15 protein-coding genes are annotated in these 17,078 nt (G+C 44.9%); 6 read left to right on the top strand and 9 right to left on the bottom strand.

The genetic code is table 11. The features are described from left to right. Positions 1–70 precede the first annotated feature (70 nt). Both BM156_RS03440 and BM156_RS03435 read right to left on the bottom strand, forming a co-directional pair. Entirely contained in the window at positions 71–751 is a 681-nt protein-coding gene (locus BM156_RS03440; RefSeq protein WP_093918410.1) for a response regulator transcription factor, read from the bottom strand. Between the two features lie 4 nt (positions 752–755). After that, positions 756–2,279 carry a sensor histidine kinase gene (locus BM156_RS03435; protein WP_093918409.1) on the bottom strand — a complete coding sequence of 508 codons (1,524 nt, stop codon included), beginning with the start codon at positions 2,277–2,279 and terminating at the stop codon, positions 756–758. A gap of 389 nt (positions 2,280–2,668) precedes the next feature. Here BM156_RS03435 and BM156_RS03430 point away from each other — a divergent pair, with 389 nt between their 5' ends. Both BM156_RS03430 and BM156_RS03425 read left to right on the top strand, forming a co-directional pair. Further along, positions 2,669–3,097 (top strand): hypothetical protein, encoded by a 429-nt coding sequence (locus tag BM156_RS03430; protein ID WP_093918408.1) that lies wholly within the window; start codon positions 2,669–2,671, stop codon positions 3,095–3,097. A gap of 48 nt (positions 3,098–3,145) precedes the next feature. Further along, positions 3,146–3,898: a hypothetical protein gene (locus BM156_RS03425; protein WP_139218201.1), complete on the top strand. Its 753-nt coding sequence runs from the start codon at positions 3,146–3,148 to the stop codon at positions 3,896–3,898. A gap of 86 nt (positions 3,899–3,984) precedes the next feature. Here the strand turns inward: BM156_RS03425 and BM156_RS03420 are convergent, their stop codons facing one another. Both BM156_RS03420 and BM156_RS03415 read right to left on the bottom strand, forming a co-directional pair. Continuing rightward, positions 3,985–4,980 carry a bile acid:sodium symporter family protein gene (locus BM156_RS03420; RefSeq protein ID WP_093918683.1) on the bottom strand — a complete coding sequence of 332 codons (996 nt, stop codon included), beginning with the start codon at positions 4,978–4,980 and terminating at the stop codon, positions 3,985–3,987. Between the two features lie 171 nt (positions 4,981–5,151). Further along, the gene (locus tag BM156_RS03415) at positions 5,152–6,090 is read right to left on the bottom strand and encodes a cyclase family protein (RefSeq protein WP_093918406.1); all 939 of its coding nucleotides are present in this window, start codon (positions 6,088–6,090) and stop codon (positions 5,152–5,154) included. A gap of 221 nt (positions 6,091–6,311) precedes the next feature. On the opposite strand from BM156_RS03415, the gene BM156_RS03410 reads away from it, so the two are divergent. Continuing rightward, positions 6,312–7,487, top strand: coding sequence for an aldo/keto reductase (locus tag BM156_RS03410; RefSeq protein ID WP_093918405.1), 1,176 nt, complete (start codon positions 6,312–6,314; stop codon positions 7,485–7,487). An 895-nt stretch (positions 7,488–8,382) separates the two neighbouring features. Here BM156_RS03410 and BM156_RS03405 read toward each other — a convergent pair. The 3 genes from BM156_RS03405 to BM156_RS03395 all read right to left on the bottom strand — a co-directional run bounded on the left by BM156_RS03405 (position 8,383) and on the right by BM156_RS03395 (position 11,461). Then, on the bottom strand, positions 8,383–9,963 hold the full coding sequence (locus tag BM156_RS03405; RefSeq protein WP_093918404.1) for a calcineurin-like phosphoesterase C-terminal domain-containing protein: 1,581 nt from the start codon (positions 9,961–9,963) through the stop codon (positions 8,383–8,385). A 339-nt stretch (positions 9,964–10,302) separates the two neighbouring features. Then, a complete protein-coding gene (locus BM156_RS03400) occupies positions 10,303–10,668 on the bottom strand; it encodes an endonuclease domain-containing protein (RefSeq protein WP_093918403.1) in 366 nt (121 codons plus the stop codon). Between the two features lie 604 nt (positions 10,669–11,272). Then, positions 11,273–11,461 (bottom strand): hypothetical protein, encoded by a 189-nt coding sequence (locus tag BM156_RS03395; RefSeq protein WP_093918402.1) that lies wholly within the window; start codon positions 11,459–11,461, stop codon positions 11,273–11,275. Between the two features lie 1,222 nt (positions 11,462–12,683). Here BM156_RS03395 and BM156_RS03390 point away from each other — a divergent pair. Next, positions 12,684–13,427 (top strand): hypothetical protein, encoded by a 744-nt coding sequence (locus tag BM156_RS03390; RefSeq protein WP_093918401.1) that lies wholly within the window; start codon positions 12,684–12,686, stop codon positions 13,425–13,427. A 285-nt stretch (positions 13,428–13,712) separates the two neighbouring features. Then, positions 13,713–14,336 (top strand): transposase, encoded by a 624-nt coding sequence (locus BM156_RS03385; RefSeq protein ID WP_093918400.1) that lies wholly within the window; start codon positions 13,713–13,715, stop codon positions 14,334–14,336. A 103-nt stretch (positions 14,337–14,439) separates the two neighbouring features. Here the strand turns inward: BM156_RS03385 and BM156_RS03380 are convergent, their stop codons facing one another. Both BM156_RS03380 and BM156_RS03375 read right to left on the bottom strand, forming a co-directional pair. Then, entirely contained in the window at positions 14,440–15,210 is a 771-nt protein-coding gene (locus BM156_RS03380; RefSeq protein ID WP_093918399.1) for an HNH endonuclease, read from the bottom strand. Positions 15,211–15,487: 277 nt separating this feature from the next. Beyond that, positions 15,488–15,898 (bottom strand): very short patch repair endonuclease, encoded by a 411-nt coding sequence (locus BM156_RS03375; RefSeq protein ID WP_093918398.1) that lies wholly within the window; start codon positions 15,896–15,898, stop codon positions 15,488–15,490. 279 nt (positions 15,899–16,177) lie between these two features. Here BM156_RS03375 and BM156_RS03370 point away from each other — a divergent pair, with 279 nt between their 5' ends. After that, positions 16,178–17,071 (top strand): porin family protein, encoded by an 894-nt coding sequence (locus BM156_RS03370; protein WP_139218200.1) that lies wholly within the window; start codon positions 16,178–16,180, stop codon positions 17,069–17,071. Positions 17,072–17,078: the final 7 nt, after the last annotated feature.

Genomic DNA, 17,078 nt, shown 5'->3' with positions numbered 1-17,078 from the left:
TCAAACGATGGTCACCGAATGCAATAAGTTGTCACAGTTTTGTCACAAGAGCGAAAAAGGTATGTTTTTGCTATAAAACCAGCTTGTAGCCAACCCCATGCACCGTAATAATGTGTTGGCTTTCGTCAGTATCGATTTTGGTTCGTAAGCGAACAATGAAGTTATCGACGGTCCGGGCAGTAGGCTGATAATCCATGCCCCACACCTGATCCAGAATGTCATCGCGGGTAACAATACGCCCTGTTTGCCGATGGAGGTAATGCAGAATTTCAAATTCTTTGTGTGACATTTTCACCACATCGCCATTCAAAGTTTTGGCTTCATAAGCATCAAACGAAACCTGAATTTGCCCAATTGTCAAAAAACTACTGCCTGATGGCGTTCCATTTCCTGCCCGTCGAAGAATCACCTTGATGCGTGCCAGCAACTCTCGCAAGCTGAATGGCTTGGTCACATAATCATCGGCTCCAAGCTCAAGGCCCAAGACCTTATCCAGCTCCTCGCCTCGTGCGGTCAGTAAAATGATGGGCGTATCAATTCCCCCTGCCCGCGCTTTTTTGCACACATCAAAACCCGACAAGCCCGGCAACATCACGTCAAGCAGGACCAAGTCAAAGCCTCCAGTGAGGATCTTTTTCAAGCCATCATCGCCACGACTGGCCGTATCAACTTCGTAACCTTCAAACTCCAGGTTATCATGTAACCCAATCAACATGGCTTGTTCGTCTTCTACAATTAAAATCTTTGACATGTGCTTATTTTTTTCTCGGAAATTTCAATACAAAAGTACTTCCTTCACCCAGCCTACTTCTTACTGCAACCGATCCACCATGCGCTTTCATCATGCGTTTCACCAGGTTAAGCCCTAAGCCCGAACCTTTCGCCTGATGTGCCAGATCACCATCAGTCACCCGGTAGAACTGGTCAAAAACATACTTCTGATTCTTGGACGCAATCCCAATCCCATTGTCCTCCACTTCAACCCATACTTGCTTCGGCTTGTGCTCCAGCCGAACCCTGATCTTTTTCTCAGAACCACTGTATTTAATCGCATTATCCAACAGGTTATTCAGCATGGTTTTCAACGACTCCCAGTCGGCCATTACCCAAGCTTCCTCCTTGTTTTCCTCGCAACAGCAGTCCACGCCTGCTGCATCCAGGTGGGTTCTGAACGTGCCCACCACTTCCGGGATAGCCTCACGAAGGTCAATTTTCTCAAAACGGTATTTGATTCGGTTCTTTTCCAGACGGGAAAAATTCAAAATTCGATTCACAATTCCTGTCAGACGGAAACTCTCCTGCTGAATGGTTTTCAAATATTCTGTTTGCTTTTCTTCCGTTTTCACACGCTTCAACAGCAAGGTTTCAGCATACATACTGATCAGTGCCAGCGGCGTTCGAATTTCATGCGACACATTCGATACAAATTCAGATTTAATCTCAGCCAACTTCATTTCCTTGCGGATATTGACCAACACAAAGATAAAGCCGATAACCACCATCAAGCCAATGGCCATCAGCAAGTAGTTATCACGTTGTGAACGCTCCGAAGCCAGCTCTTCCAATGTTTTTGATTTCAACCGAATGCCCAGCTCATAGCCCGGCAGATACCACATGCTTGCCTTGCTCCACGAGTCAGACAAATCCCCCTCATCTCCCGTTGTATAGATTGTTTGTCCCGAAATCGAATCCGTAATGCTAACATAGAACAAATCCTGGGCAACCTTTTGAATGATGGGACTCAGGTTTCGCATCAAAAATGTTGAAGGTTCAACAACCAACTGACAGGCCTGCTTTCCCTGCCCATTTCGCGGAAGAAAATAAAGCAACAGACTTTCATGCCAAACATCCACCCGGATTTGCTGATAACTGCTCTCCAGGTAAGCCTGCAGCTGCTCTACCTGCTCTTCATCGGGCCAAACTGATAGTTCAAATATGGAATCGTTGAAGTAAATAGCCTCTTGTTGCTTACTTTCCAAGTCGATAAACCGAACAGCCTGCACTGCCGCATTGTACTGAAACAAGTTATCCACCAAACCTTCCATCAGTTCGCTTTGAGGTTCAACAGGCTGATCAACACTTAAGCTCCATTGCTGAACCACATTTTCGGAATACTGGTTAATGGAATACAAAATCGACTCCAGCTGCGTGCTGAACACCCGCTCAACCATCTCTTCATTTTTGCTCAAAGCCGAAAATTCGCGCACCAGGTAAAAGCTCATTGGCAAGGCCACAATGACCAACAAGACCAGACTTATTTTTGCAAGTGTGCGAACCATAGAAGTTTGTTGAATTTACTGCAACCCGATAAAGGTATTAAATCAACCTGAAAATTCCGATCATCTTTTTTGATAATAAAACGAATGCTCCTCTAAGGCATGCAAAGATTCATGAATGCCTTGCTCCCCTTCAACAAATCCACTTTGTCAATCCTAAAAAACGCTTTTTCAATTTTCAGAAATCGCTTAAGGACGCAAGTTCTAACAAAAAAACGCCATTCATTTGCCACAGCTAAACATAGTTATTTTGATTCAATCTAAATAAGCCGTAATTTGCTTATTGCTAAGAGCAAACAACACTTTCTCAAAACCTTTACATACACCAGCGTGGTAATTAATGAATGACTTTTAAAGTCAAGATAAACGCAGTTTAATTAAAATCAAGGTGTATGAAAAGAATCAATTTACTTCTAGTGATGCTACTATTCCTGGCATCGGGTCTTTTTGCTCAAGACGAAATAAAGCCGAGCAAATTTGAAAACGTTAGTTGGCATGAAGTCGTTTTTATCGATTTTAAACCCGGCAAGGTAGAACGTGCAAAAGAGATTATCGAAGAGTATAAAGCTGCTGGCAAAGCAGCTGGTGTTACCGGACCAGAAACTCACTGGTTGATGACTGGAGAATACAACATGATGTTGATTTGGACCATGAAAGGCGGCCCTGCCGATTTGGAATGGCGCCGATCTCCGGATGGTGTTAAATGGTGGACGGAATTCATCAAACAGCAGGGATCCAAAGAAGCAGCCGAGGCACTTCAAAAAGAGTATGCCAGCCTGGTTCTGAAAACAACCAGTTACATTACCCACAAAGAACTATAAACACAAGCATTTATTTCATCCAAAAATTCATTAAACACACATTGAGTTATGAAAAAACGATACCTATTTACATTTCTCCTGCTCATGGCACTTTCACTAAGCATCAATGCCCAGGAAAAAAACAACGAACAGCTGTGGTACTGTTATGTCGAAACCGTTCATCCGCAATCACTTTTCGACTACCAGGAGATGAGCAAAGAGCTTGCTGTTTTAGCGAAAGAGAATGACTTTCCATTCAGCTTTTATGTTTGGGCTTCGCGGGATCTCGACTATGAAGTTTGGTACCCAATCAATTCACTTAAAGACATTGATGCCATTGAGGCAAGCTGGAACAAGATTATGAAAAAGTGGGGCGAGGAAAAAGCGAAAGCCTTTGGCAAGACCAAGAGCAAGAACAATTCTTTTACCATGACCGCCATGCATGAGCTCTCCTACATGCCCGAAAATCCACGACCAGAGATTGCTGAAGCCGAGTACCTGCAATACCAGGAATTCCGGATCATCCCAGCCATGCAAAAAGAAATGGAAGCCGTCATTAAGGAGGCCAACCAACTATTGGCCGAGCACAACTACAACGATCCCTGGTATATTGGGAAAGCTGGCATTGGCCTGCAAACCCCCAGCTACATCGGTTGGTCCTACGGCAAAGATGTGTTGGACTATTACCAACAGGATCAAAAATTTAAAGACGAATTTGGCGAAGCTTTCAAGCCATTGAATAAACGATTTATTAACTGCATTGCCAGTGTAAAATCGGGCGAAGTATTCTATAAAAAGGCCTTTAGCTATGTAAAAGAATAAGCAAAAGACCAATCACTATTTCCTTCCCCTTAAAGTAGATTTCCCAACCCGGCTTCATTCCCTGAGGCTGGGTTTTCTATTTCAGCCTATGCATGTAATTCTTTACTATAGCGGCGGGCAACGATGCTGATGAAGAAAAGCTGGAAGGCATGGTAGATCATGACGGGAACCAGGAAAAGGCTCCCCAGCGGACTCCCGGCAAACAAGACGGCTGCCATCACCGAACCGTGAACCAAGGACTTTTTGGAGCCTGCAAATAAAACTGTAATCCGGTCTTCGCGATTAAAGTGCATCAAACGTGTCACCAGCTTGGTTCCTTCAAAAATAAAAAAGAACAAGGCAATGACACTCGCTCCAAGAATCAAGAGTTCATGCAGTTGAATGCTCGTAAAAACCCCATTCAAGAATGAATCGCTAAAACTACGGTAAACGATGGTCAGAATCACTGTTTTGTCGAACAGACTAAAATAGCGTTTGTTTCGAATGGCCCACTGCCCCCACCAACGATGCAGAATCAGCCCCAAACAAACGGGAATTAAAATCTGAGCAACCAGGTCTTGAATGACCTCAGCAAAAGCAAAAGCTTCCTGTTGCTTCTCCATAAAGATGCCCATCCACAAAGGCGTAATGAGGATACCGATAACTCCCGATATGCTGGCATTGAAAATTGCACTGGGAATATTTCCTTCGGCAATGGAGACCATCACCACCGAAGAGGAAACCGTTGAAGGCAAAGCAGCTAAGAAGAATACAGCCAACCACAACAATTCATTTTCGGTGCCTGCAAGCAACGGACGAAAAGCCAGAACAACCAATGGAAACACCAAAAAGGTAATGGATTGAATAAGCAAATGCAGGCGCCAATTGCTCAAATCATTTTTCAATTTTTCAGGACTCAGCCGTAAGCCATAAAAGAAAAAAAGCAGGGAAATTCCGTAACGGATCAAGGTCTTCAATTCCACCAAACTGCCTTCCTTGCCAATTCCCGGAACAAGGTAAGCCAGTAGAATCATCCCAATAATTCCGCTAATAAATCCGTCAGGAAGAAAGCGTTTCAGTGCATGTACATTTATTTTAGCCATCGCAGAAAACTTATCGTCCTGCAAAGATGGGCTTATTTCTGTAAACACCAGCAAACTCCTATTTTACATTTTAGAAGGATGCTACGCTGAGAAAATATACTTAGCTTATTCGTTCGGGCACATGAAGCGTGGTTACAAAAAACGAGAGCGTTCTCGGGCTGGCAGTCTCCATTAGTAAATGGCAACCGGATTACCAGGAGATCCCGTAGCTCCCTTCAACTTTAACGGGGCATACGAAAAAGCAAATTCATAAACCTGCTCACGCGACAAGGCTTCCAAATCCAGGTTTTCAAACAGGTAAATTCCATGTTTGATCAGCAGCTCCTCATGCCCTTCAATCGCATGCTTCGGATGTTCTCCCGGAGTAGCCTCCACCGCATTATTATCGGCACCAATCATAACAATCTTTTGAGCAGCCAACCATCGCACGGCGGCAATTCCCAATCCCGGAGCCTGGCTCATCGCCTTCACCCCTTGATTCCAAAGCTGCCCCTGCCCGGTACGTACCAACACCACATCGCCTTCACGCAGGCTCAGTCCTTTCTGCTCCAAGCACCCACGCACATCGGCTTCACTAATGATGTATCCCTTCTCCAACTGCTTAACTCCCTTGTAGGCCGGAATGTCAATTAAAATTCCACGCGTAAAAAAAGCACCAACCTGCTCAACACCCAACTTGGTCAGCCCATTCTCCGTAACAATGTCCGAGCCTTTAAAGCCATTGTAATAATAATCGGTCCAGAAACTTCGCCGACCAACATGTCCCAAGCCATCAAACTGGGTTCCAATCTGAGTCAAGGTACTTGCGACCACATCAACATTGAAAACAACTTGATTATCGCCATAAGGCCCAAAGCGAAGAGAATCGGGAATTTGGAGCTGGTAAGAACGCTTTCCCGGCAAAGGCATGTCGTTGCTGTAAAGGCGTCCCAGCTCGATGGTTTTTCCTTGTCGAATCAATTTGGAAGCAGCCAGCACTTGTTCAGGTCCCAAGCGGTTCATCGCTCCACGCTGGTCTCCCTCACCCCATTCGGAGTGCTCAATTGGCTGACAAGAAGAAAACAGGGAATGTCCGATTAAGAATAATAGCAGGATGGTTACTCGTTGCATCGTTGTTTGGTTTAATTTGATTTTTGTTTTAGATCATTTGCATTAGTAACCTTTAGTTCAAACAAATTGTTTAGTTAGCCCGCTTACATTCAGCACACTCCAATCCTCAAACTTTTTTTTAAAAGCTCGCTGCATCTTCCTCCTCCAAACCTGAACATTCCGGCTTTCGTCTTGTTGGGATTGATTACTTTTGATGCCTTTAATTTATTCCTCAACACACGATGGATTATACCAACATGAGCATGTACCGCCCCCAAATGGCTTACCGCCGGTTTGGGAAAAGTAATAAAGCAGTCAGTGTTATTACCCTTGGGGGCATGCGCTTCAAGCATGGCTGGGACGATCCCCGGCACGAAATTCCGGAAGACACCTTGACACAATGTCGCCAAACGGTTAGCCTAGCGCTGGAACAAGGCATCAACCTGATAGAAACTGCTTATGGCTATAAAAAGAGCGAGACCGTTTATGGACGCGTGCTGAATGAAGAGCTAAACATCCAACGTGACCGTTATTTCCTGATGACCAAGGGTAACCCGAAAACAGCCGACGAAACCCGTCAACTGGTGGAGGAACAGTTGGAAACCCTGCAAACGGACTATTTTGATTTTTACGGCTGGCATGGCATCAACAACCTGGAGTTGCTTGAACAGGCCTGTGCTCCTGGCGGCCCAGTGGAAACCTTGCTTCGGCTGAAAGAGGAAGGAGTGATTTGTCACGTGGGATTTAGTACACACGCACCGCTTCATGTTATTTTGAAAGCCATTGAAACAGATTTGTTCGACTTTGTCAACCTGCACTATTACTACTTCTTTCAGCGCAACGAGCCGGCCATTGCCCTGGCCCAACAAAAAGACATGGGTGTTTTTATCATCTCGCCGAACGACAAGGGCGGACGTTTGTTTAGCCCACCACCCAAGCTCGAGCAGCTGACGGCTCCGCTTTCGCCCCTTCAATGGAATGCCCGCTTCTGCCTAAGCAATCCCGGTGTACACACCCTGTCCTTTGGATTGAATGAACCCGAGCACTTTGACCCGTTAAACGGAATTTTCCCGGCGCCATCGCCTTTGTCAGTCGATGATTTGCGCATCAAAAAGCTGCTCGATAAGCAAGTTGCACAAGTGCCCTTTGCCGATTTTGATGGATATGTCATGGAAAATGATCCTTCCGGGTTGAATATCCCCGAGATCCTACGCTTCCGGAAACTCTGGAAGTGCTACGACATGAAGGCTTTTGGCGAATACCGCTACAACATGTTCCAGGAAAAGAGCCATTGGTTCCCGGGGCAGTTTCCAACCAAGGAAAACCTGCAACAGATTGACCTCAGCCGCTGCCCGGAAGGCGTTCCGCTAGCCGAACTGATCCGGGAGACGCACGAAGGACTTTATCGCCCCAAATAGTTTGGCTATTGCTTGAGCTTTTCCATAGTTTGGAACTTAAGAAAAGGCTTGGTTTTTCTTCTTGCTTTTAAACCTTTCAGGTCTTGGAGACGCTGAAAGGATGGCGGCAAACGTATCTCTTGCTTACAAAACAAAAGCAGTTTGCTGTTTCTCCTCCTTTCCGAGGAGGAGTGGCACCGATTAATCGGTGACGAGGTGGTTCACTTTTCTTTATCAGTCTGGAGTTCCATTCCTTCCTAACTCTTCCGATCACATTAAACCGACTTGTCCTTTTGGCTTAATCCAAAAGAACGAAAAGATCAAGGCTGACGATGCTTTTGAATGAAAACCACGGATCAGTCACTCCCCGAAAACCAACTCCTCCCTTTGGTCGTCAAACAGGTTTTTCTTAGCGAGTACCTATGCGAATTCCTTCCCTTGTTTTCTGGTTCAAAACCCTCGTAGGCCAATCCTTTTTCCGATAATTAGTAGTTGGATTCGTGTCTTCTTTGAGTTTAGCATCTTCCTGAACTTGTCTCAGGATCTTTCCCATCGCTTGTTTTACAAACTCTCCCCAAGCTCGTTGCTCTCGCTTTTCCCGTCTCTTCTGGAAGAGACGGGAAGAGTCGGTGAGATCCGACAGGATTGAGCATGACTCTGGGGTGAGTTTACCAGTGCTCCCTCTTGCAACTAGTCTTCTCTTTAATCTCTCTTCAAGCCAAAGGGACTCATCCTCTATTCCCTTTTCTCCGGTTCCCGTTTTCCTTTATCCATTATTATAAACATCAAAAGCCCTTGATCCGAAGAACATACATCTTCCTGATCAAGGGCTTTTCATTAAGCAATGTATTGAAGGTATTGCTTTCTCCAAATGGTCCATTCGATCTCCTGTTTCCCTTCTCCGATTTCCGTCCTCCTATTCTTTAGTCGCAATCCGATAGGTACTGGTCTGGGTATGCGTTTGGCCCATCAGGTCGGTTGCTTTAATTTCAATGGTATGCTCCCCCACTTCCAGGTCGGTTGGGATCCGTCCGCGCCACAGGTGGGTACAGTCCACCGCATTCGACGGACGACGTCCATCCAACAGCTCTTCCGTAAAATCATACTCATGCAGTACATGCAAGTAGGATGGATCAGAATCATTCACCCGATGCATTTGCACCCAAGGGCCATCATCCACCCGGTAAAACACCGAGTCGCGCTCACTCCCCATAAAGAAATTGGCAAAAATACCGGCTGAAGTTCCCTTGTTCTGCTCCACCACTTTGGGGGCATAAATCTCGAACTGGTAATCGTCCGAACGACCAGCCACCTTGTAATTGATGCGATATTGGTTGTTATCAAAGTTCAGGTAGGCATAGCCCTTAGGAGTACCATCACGCATGGTGGAATAAGGCACACCATTTTCATTTAAACGACCACTGTACCAATCGCCCGAAGTGGTTCCCACATTGTAGTGATGGTGAAAACCATCCTGCTGCCAACCGGCCTTCTCGTCAAACAAATCCTGACGCTGCAAATGGGTATGTGCCGACAAGGACAGGGTGTATGGGAAATCTTTCAGCAGCTCAAACAAGCGTTCGCGATCAGCATCGCGGTAGGGGTCACCCGCTGGCTCGCTAATAGGAATGTGGAAAGCCAGCACCACCAGGTAATCCTTGGGCACGAGGCGAAGGTCGTTCTCCACAAACTGCAGCTGATCTTCACGAAATCCGCCCCAGTAGCCTTTTCCATCGCGCGGATCCGGATACAGGATATCATCCAGCACAATGAAGTGCACCTTACCATGATTAAACGAGTAGTTGGCCGGCCCGAAATGCTTTTCAAACGACTCATCCGTCAGGTGATCTTCCTCCCCATCGTAGTTCATATCGTGATTCCCCATCACATTGTACCAAGGAACGCCAATGGGCTGCACTGCTTCTTTATAAGGTTGAAACAGATCAAGATTATCGCCTACCAGGTCACCCAGACTCAAACCAAAAGCCACATTGTCGATCCCTTTCAACTCCTCAACAATGCCGCGCGAGAAGAAATCGATCTGGTTCATGTTGTAGGGTTGCGGGTCGCCAAAGACCAGCATGCGAAACTGGCTCTGATCGTCATCCGCATACAAGCCAAAATCAACCGAACGAGGGAGATCTCCTGTTGGGGCAGTGCCTTCATACTTCAACTCGGGCGAGCCATTGGGCTTGTGGATGTAGTAAAACTGAGGCAGGTTGTATTCATTCACCGGAAGGGTGTAACCTGAAGGTTTAATCACGAAAATAATCTGGTCGTCGGCCAGCGGAAGCGTATACTCGCCACGTTCGTTAGTTTCAACGACCGCAACACCATTGGAAACCGCCACACCGGCAATTCCTTTTTCTTTACGATCCTTTTTGTTGTTTTGATTGCTGTCTTCGTAGACAACACCCCGAACCACCGACTGAGTGCGGGAATACACAGAATAACTTGAAAAAAGGCCCAGCAGGGCCAGCAAAATAATTCTTTTCACGGTTAAGTGGTTTTGTGCACAAGTGCAGGTTATACAATAACTAATCAGCCTGTTAAGGCTCGTCTAAATTAACAAAACAAAATCGAAAAAGATTACCGCTACCTAAGCTCTGCATCAACAAAAAGTTAAGCTTGCGGAATAAAAAACAAGGCAAAGAAGCTGAAATTGACCACGCGAGATGGGGCAAGAAGAGTAATATGGTATTTCTGACTCTCCCCAAGCACGCTACGCTTGCTTTGCCCCTCTCTTCCAGAAGAGAGGGGATGAGTCGGTGAAATCCGATAGGATTGAAAACAACTCTGGGGTGAGTTCCTTTTCTGAGAAGCCAATTGTAAAGAATCACGAATCAAGCACTGACTTTATTTTGTCGAGAACGTTAACGACATCCTTGAGCTCATCATTTCTAATCCTCAAAACCCGTAAGCCGAGACCTTTTAAAATATCATCACGATGTTGGTCATCCTCTTTCTGAAAGTCGTGAATCTTTCCATCAACTTCAATGACCAGCTTTTTCGATGCACAATAGAAATCAGCAATGAAAAATTGTGGATGCTTATTGTCTGGTTGATAAATAATCGGGTGTTGCCGAAGAAATTTATAGCCGTGAAACCTCCGAGCACGAAGCCATCCCCAGAGTTTGGTTTCTTCACGAGTCATATTTTGACGCAAACGCCGCGCTCTTCCTATTGGTGACTGATCACTCATAACAGTTGGATTGACACACTAATTTACAACAACTTGAAGAATATTTGAAAGTTTTACAAACTCTCCCCAAGCACGTTGCACGCGCTTTGTCTCGCTCTTCTGGAAGAGAGGGGATGAGTTGGTGAAATCAGACAGGATTGAACATGACTCTGGGGTGAGTTACCTTTTCTGTGATACCTGTTGCAACAAATTTTCTCATTGAACCCTCTTTTAGCCAAAATTCCCGCAAAAATCATTCGCGCCTTGCCCGATCAGATTACTTTGACGTGCCAACGCCACACAAACTGAATTGACACCATCGATATAATAATCAAAAGCAGTTTGCCGTTTCTCCTCCTTTTCGAGGAGGAGTGGCACCAATTGATCGGTGTCGAGGTGGTTAAAAACGTATGGATCATTAAAATAAATCGCTTTGAGAAACGATCCAACTACATTCCATCTTGCTCATATTACAGACTCTCCCCAAGCACGTTGCACGTGCTTTACCACTCTTCTGGAAGAGAGGGGATGAGTTGGTGAAATCAGACAGGATTGAACATGACTCTGGGGTGAGTTACCTTTTCTGTGATACCTGTTGCAACAAATTTTCTCATTGAACCCTCTTTTAGCCAAAATTCCCGCAAAAATCATTCGCGCCTTGCCCGATCAGATTACTTTGACGTGCCAACGCCACACAAACTGAATTGACACCATCGATATAATAATCAAAAGCAGTTTGCTGTTTCTCCTCCTTTTCGAGGAGGAGTGGCACCGATTGATCGGTGACGAGGTGGTTAAAAGCGTATAGGATCATTAAAACAAATCGATTTGATAAATGGCTCAAACACATTCAATTTTGCTGACATTACTGACTCTCCCCAAGTTCGCTACGCTCACTTTGCCCCTCTCTACTGGTAGAGAGGGGAAGAGTCAGTGAAATCCGAAAGGATTGAGCATGACTCTGGGGTGAGTCAATTAAAATGAACGAGTATTAATAGAAAATCGATTTGATAGATAATTCAACTACATTCCAAATTACTCATATTACAAACTCTCCCCAAGCATGTTGCACGCACTTTGTCTCGCTCTTCCGGAAGAGAGGGGATGAGTCGGTGAAATCCGACAGGATTGGAAACGACTCTGGGGTGAGTTTATCTGCGAGACCTCTTGCAACTAGTCTTCTCATTAATCTTTCTTCAAGCCAAAATTCCTGCTAAAATCATTCGCGCCTTGCCTGATCAGATTACTTTGACGTGCCAACGCCACACAAACTGAATTGACACCATCGATATAATAATCAAAAGCAGTTTGCCGTTTCTCCTCCTTTTCAAGGAGGAGTGGCACCGATTAATCGGTGACGAGGTGGTTAAAAGCGTATGGGATCATTAAAACAAATCGATTTGATAAATGGCTCAAACACAATCCGAATTAATAGTTTTACAGACTCTCCCCAAGCTCGTTGCACGCACTTTGCCTCGCTCTTCCGGAAGAGAGGGGATGAGTCGGTGAAATCCGACAGGATTGAATGAGACTCTGGGGTGAGTTTATCTTTTCTGTGATACCTCTTACAACAAATTTTCTCATTGAACCCTCTTCAAGCCAAAATTCCCGCAAAAAATCACTTCAATCCCCTTTTTTTGTCCGTTGGTGGTCTTAAAAATGATCTTTTTAGCTGCTCCTAATTAACGATATATTTTCATTCGTTGGCTCAACCAGCCACTTCTCTCATAAAAATGGCTTGTTCATCAAACAGTTGTGTTTTTTATTGACTTCAATCATTTCATTTAATAACTTGACTATCATAATTGTATCACCATTAAACGCGTGATTCATTCCCACAAGCAAAGGATGTATTTTCTGCCGTATGAAATCCTTGTTCCGGGAAACAGCCCAACGAGCTGCCCACTTGCTTTCGCGGAAGCAGGTACACCGGTCGAAGTGCCGCTGCATAAAAAAGGGCCACCCATGCCGTACGAAGCTTTAGGCGGCCCAAAATGTCAATTACAAAATGTATTAACAACGTAAACTTAAGAAAAATGGCAAACACTGATGACTACAATGCCAAATTAGCCACCATCCAGGCGATTCCCAATGAGGAAGTACAAGAACCCACAATTCCTGTAGAAGTCGCCTTACAGGAAGCCGAAAACCTCTATCACTGGAGTTTGAATGATGCAGAAACCTTACAGGTAGTCGGCATTACCCAATCCATGATTTATGACCTCCCCGTACGTGCCGGGGCTGCTCGCGAAGCCCAATCCATCTGGAATAAAGATTATCGTTCGCAACAGGAAGCCCAAAAAGAATGGGCCGTACAAGCTCCGCTGGCCTATGCCATGCGCACTGATCTGCTCCAAACCATGCGCTTTGCCTATCGCAAAGATGATGCACTGCTTAGCCGGGTAAGCGCCATTACCGATGGCTCGGGCCATGCTGATATGATTCAGGACTTGAACGACATTGCTGTACTGGGCCGCGAAAACCCCGATCCACTAACAGCCATTGGATTCGACCTTGAAGAGCTTACCGTAGCGGCCACGCGTGCCGATGAAATGGCCGATCTTTTGGCCGAGGCGAATGGGGATAAAGCCGACCCGAACGAATCAAAAATCATTCGCGACAAGGCTTACACACACCTGAAAGAGCTGGTGGATGAAATCCGCGAAGCCGGAAAATATGCCTTCCGCAATGACAAACACCGCTTAAAAGGCTATGCGAGTCAGTATTGGCGAAAACTACACAGAAGGCAAAGCAGCGCAAGCAGTGAAGTAACTGAATAATAACACCCTGCGCACTCTCAGGGCGTCCTGCAGGACTGCGGGGCGCCCTGCGTGCTTTTACTCCTCCCTGCACTAGTTTTAGGCTTTCCTGCATTGCAGGGAAGTAAAAAGTAGCCGCAGGAGAAGAAAAATAGCTGCAGGATTACAAAAAAACTACGCAGGATCACAAAAAAGACCGCAGGAAATACCCAAAGTGGCGCAGGACGGTTAAAGAGGCTGCAGGAAAGGGTAAGATTGAAACAGGCGAACTCATTTTATTTCTAATTTTAACAATACCCCATAGGAATGGATAAATTTCAGCATAAATATCGCATCCCATCAGCTCGCTTGCAAAATTGGGATTATGGTTCGAATGCCTCCTATTTTGTAACCATTTGCACACACAATCGGGTAAGCTATTTCGGACATACAAATAATCATAAGATGGTCTTGTCGGAAACAGGCAACATCGCGCAGCAGTATTGGTTGACTATACCCACCCATTTTGCATTTATTGAATTAGGCGCCTTTGTTATCATGCCCAACCATGTACACGGCATATTGATTTTCAATAAACCGGAAAACAATCAAACATCCGGTCATGAAAATTCCGGGATGAATGCCCCCAATGCTATTGATGGCGGCCTGTTAGAGACGCCCAAGTTGGGCGTCTCTAACAGGCAAACCGCCGCGGCATCAGAAAAATGGAAACCAGGCACACTGGGGGTAATCATCAATCAATACAAACGGGTCGTCACGATCAATGCCCGTAAAATTAATTCGGATTTTGCCTGGCAATCCCGGTTTCATGACCACATCATCCGAAACAACCAATCGTTCCAACGAATCTCAAATTATATTCGTAACAATCCGGCTAACTGGGAAAACGATCAATTCAACCCTTTTTCCAATAATCCCGGAAAATCGTAAACCAATCCATACTCCTAGCCTACTGCTTTATCAATGGTTCTTAATAATTCGGGAAAAGGAGAATCAATATCAATGGACTATTCGTCACATCAGTTGTAAATCTCTAATATTTGTAAATATTCTCTCGGTGCCATGCCATAAAATCTAGGTGAGGAAGATATTTTTGAGGCATATTGATTCTTGCTCCTTCAAAACGCTGGAACCAAGTTGAAAAGTAATCCTTTGTTGAGTAATCTTTCAAGCTTGGACTAAGAACTAACTTATACTTTTCATCAAAAGTAATTAAGCCCTTATCGAAAGCCTTATCAAAGTGTGCACTAAGACAAATCCCATTGGAGGGATTCAGTCGTTCTTCCTGATTCGCAGACCAAGGAATGATATGGCTTGCAAGCAACATTTCAGGGATATTAATGCTTGTGACAGCACATTGGGTGTTATAATTCACAAGCACAATTTTTCGAAATATATTTTGGTTGACACGGGTTTTAACTTCACGTGTTTTTGTTTCTCCCTTCAGGTTTTCAGATAAATTGGACAATTCTGGATATTTCTGCTCCAGTGTTCGGCTCTCCAATTCAGCCAATAAACGTTCACTCTCGAAAAGCAATTCTTCTTGGTTGTTGATAAACTCATCCCAAATCGGTTGGACTTGTCTAATTCCCCCTTTTAATCCACCGACACCTCTTTCTTGATGATAGGGATCGACACTGGCGAAATTACTTAATCGCATGGATATTGAACTCGGAGTGCGATCGAGCATTTTGGCAAGGTGAATAATATCGGGATTGTTGTGATGGATTTTTCCAAAGGGAATTTGAAGGTATAAGTTGAGTGCCAGAATAAGTTCTTCCCGCGTCCAGAGTTTATTTTTCATGTCTTAGTTGTTGTCTTCTTCAGTTACGAACATAAAACTACAATTATTTTCTAAACAAACATGGAGTTGCATCCTTTCAGGTGATTCATAAAAATCTTTGATTATTTCGGTCCTGCTTCCGCATTTGGGGCAGGTTGTTGGTTGGTCACCGAATAGATAAATTTCTAAAAAATCCATTTGTTTAAGGTATTCTGAAATCGGATAATTGACAACAGATTATGAGTCACATATTCCTTTAGTTATTCACAAAATGACTGAGTAGATTGGAACCTAGATGCTAATTAATCTTAAATAGAAGTAGATAGTTCTTTAAGAATTTATTATCTGGCTTCAACTCACATTCCCAGATGGTAATCACTTTCCATCCTGCAACGTTAAGCGCAATTTCTTTTTCCTTGTCGCGTTTTTGGGTGTTTTTAATTTTCCAGAGCCACCATTCGGTATTGGTTTTTGGGAGGGTAAAATAACGACATCCTTTGTGTCCATGCCAAAAGCAGCCATTGACAAAGATGACGGTTTTGTATTTGGGCAGTACAATATCCGGCTTCCCCGGCAGGTCTTTTACATTCAGGCGATAGCGAAAACCATGGGCAAAGAGGTACTTCCGAACCAGGATTTCAGGCTTGGTGTCTTTCCCCTTAATCCGACTCATATTGTAACTTCTCGTTTCCGGATCGTGTACATCCATGCCTTAAAATTAGCAAAAGTTTGGGCAGCAGGAGATGTTGGGGTGGTAAAACTCCAGGAAGTAAGCCTTCGATAAGCCTATGGACTCTATCCGTTTATTGAGTCTAAATAATTATTCGTTTGGGACAATAATTCTTTTAAACTATCGTATTCCTTTTTATGTATATTTGAACTTTCTTTTCCCAAGCAGTCAGGCCCTTGCTATTCACCAAAGGAGCAACTTAGGAGCTTGCTGCTGGCGGAAACGAATAAACAACAAACACCAACAACACCCATTTCTATGAAGAAAATAATGCTGTTTTCGCTGCTGCTGCTTGGCATCGTCCTAGCGGGGCAGGCACAAGACCGGATTGTTACTGTTTCCGGAGATACCATCGACTGCCAGGTAACTAAAAGTTCCGGGCGTTGGATTCATTTCACCCTACAACAACAAGGCATTGAAACGCAGGGCAAGCTCAAGCAAGAGCAGGTCAGTCAGCTTATCCGGTCGGAGGATACCGGCCCCATTGCCTTTATCCAATCCGATTGGAAGAAGTGGCGTCTGTCAGTTTCTGGCGGGATTGCCTACCAGCTGGGCACCACCGATGACAGTCGGAAGGATATGCAAGAACAGGGCCTAACGCAAGCGCAAATTGATGATTACCACGACCAGTTTATGCTGGGCTGGCAAAGTTCTGCCAGCATTCACCGGATGGTTAACCCAACGGTAGGCGTGGGCTTGCAGTACCGCCTCATGTATTCCGATGCGGACCTGAGGATCACCCTTGACCCGCAGGATGGAAACCACCTGTACCATGGGCAGATGACTGAACGCATGTACATCAACTATGTTGGGGCCTCCGTGCTTTCGCAACAAAGTCTCACCATCAACAAAAAGTTGCAATTGTCAGCCCTTATCTCTGCCGGAGTTGCTTTTTACCGTGATGAGGCGGAGATTTTGGAAGGGAACCTGTTGTTTACTGGCGAAGCCTTGGCCCTAACGACTGAACTTGGGCTGGAGTATTTCGTAACTCCCAAAATCTCGATTGGACTTAGTGCCAACCTGTTTGCCTCCAAGCTAAACAAGGTAAAAATGGACAATGGCTATACCAGCGACACCATCAAGCTCGATGAGGATGAACAGCAGAGCATAAGTGCCCTGGATCTGTCAACCGGCTTACGCTTTTATTTTTAATGACCAC

This window comes from Sunxiuqinia elliptica (assembly GCF_900113005.1).
Taxonomy (GTDB): domain Bacteria; phylum Bacteroidota; class Bacteroidia; order Bacteroidales; family Prolixibacteraceae; genus Sunxiuqinia; species Sunxiuqinia elliptica.
Note: the sequence above shows the minus strand (reverse complement) of the source record. Positions and strands in the feature narration are given on the sequence as shown.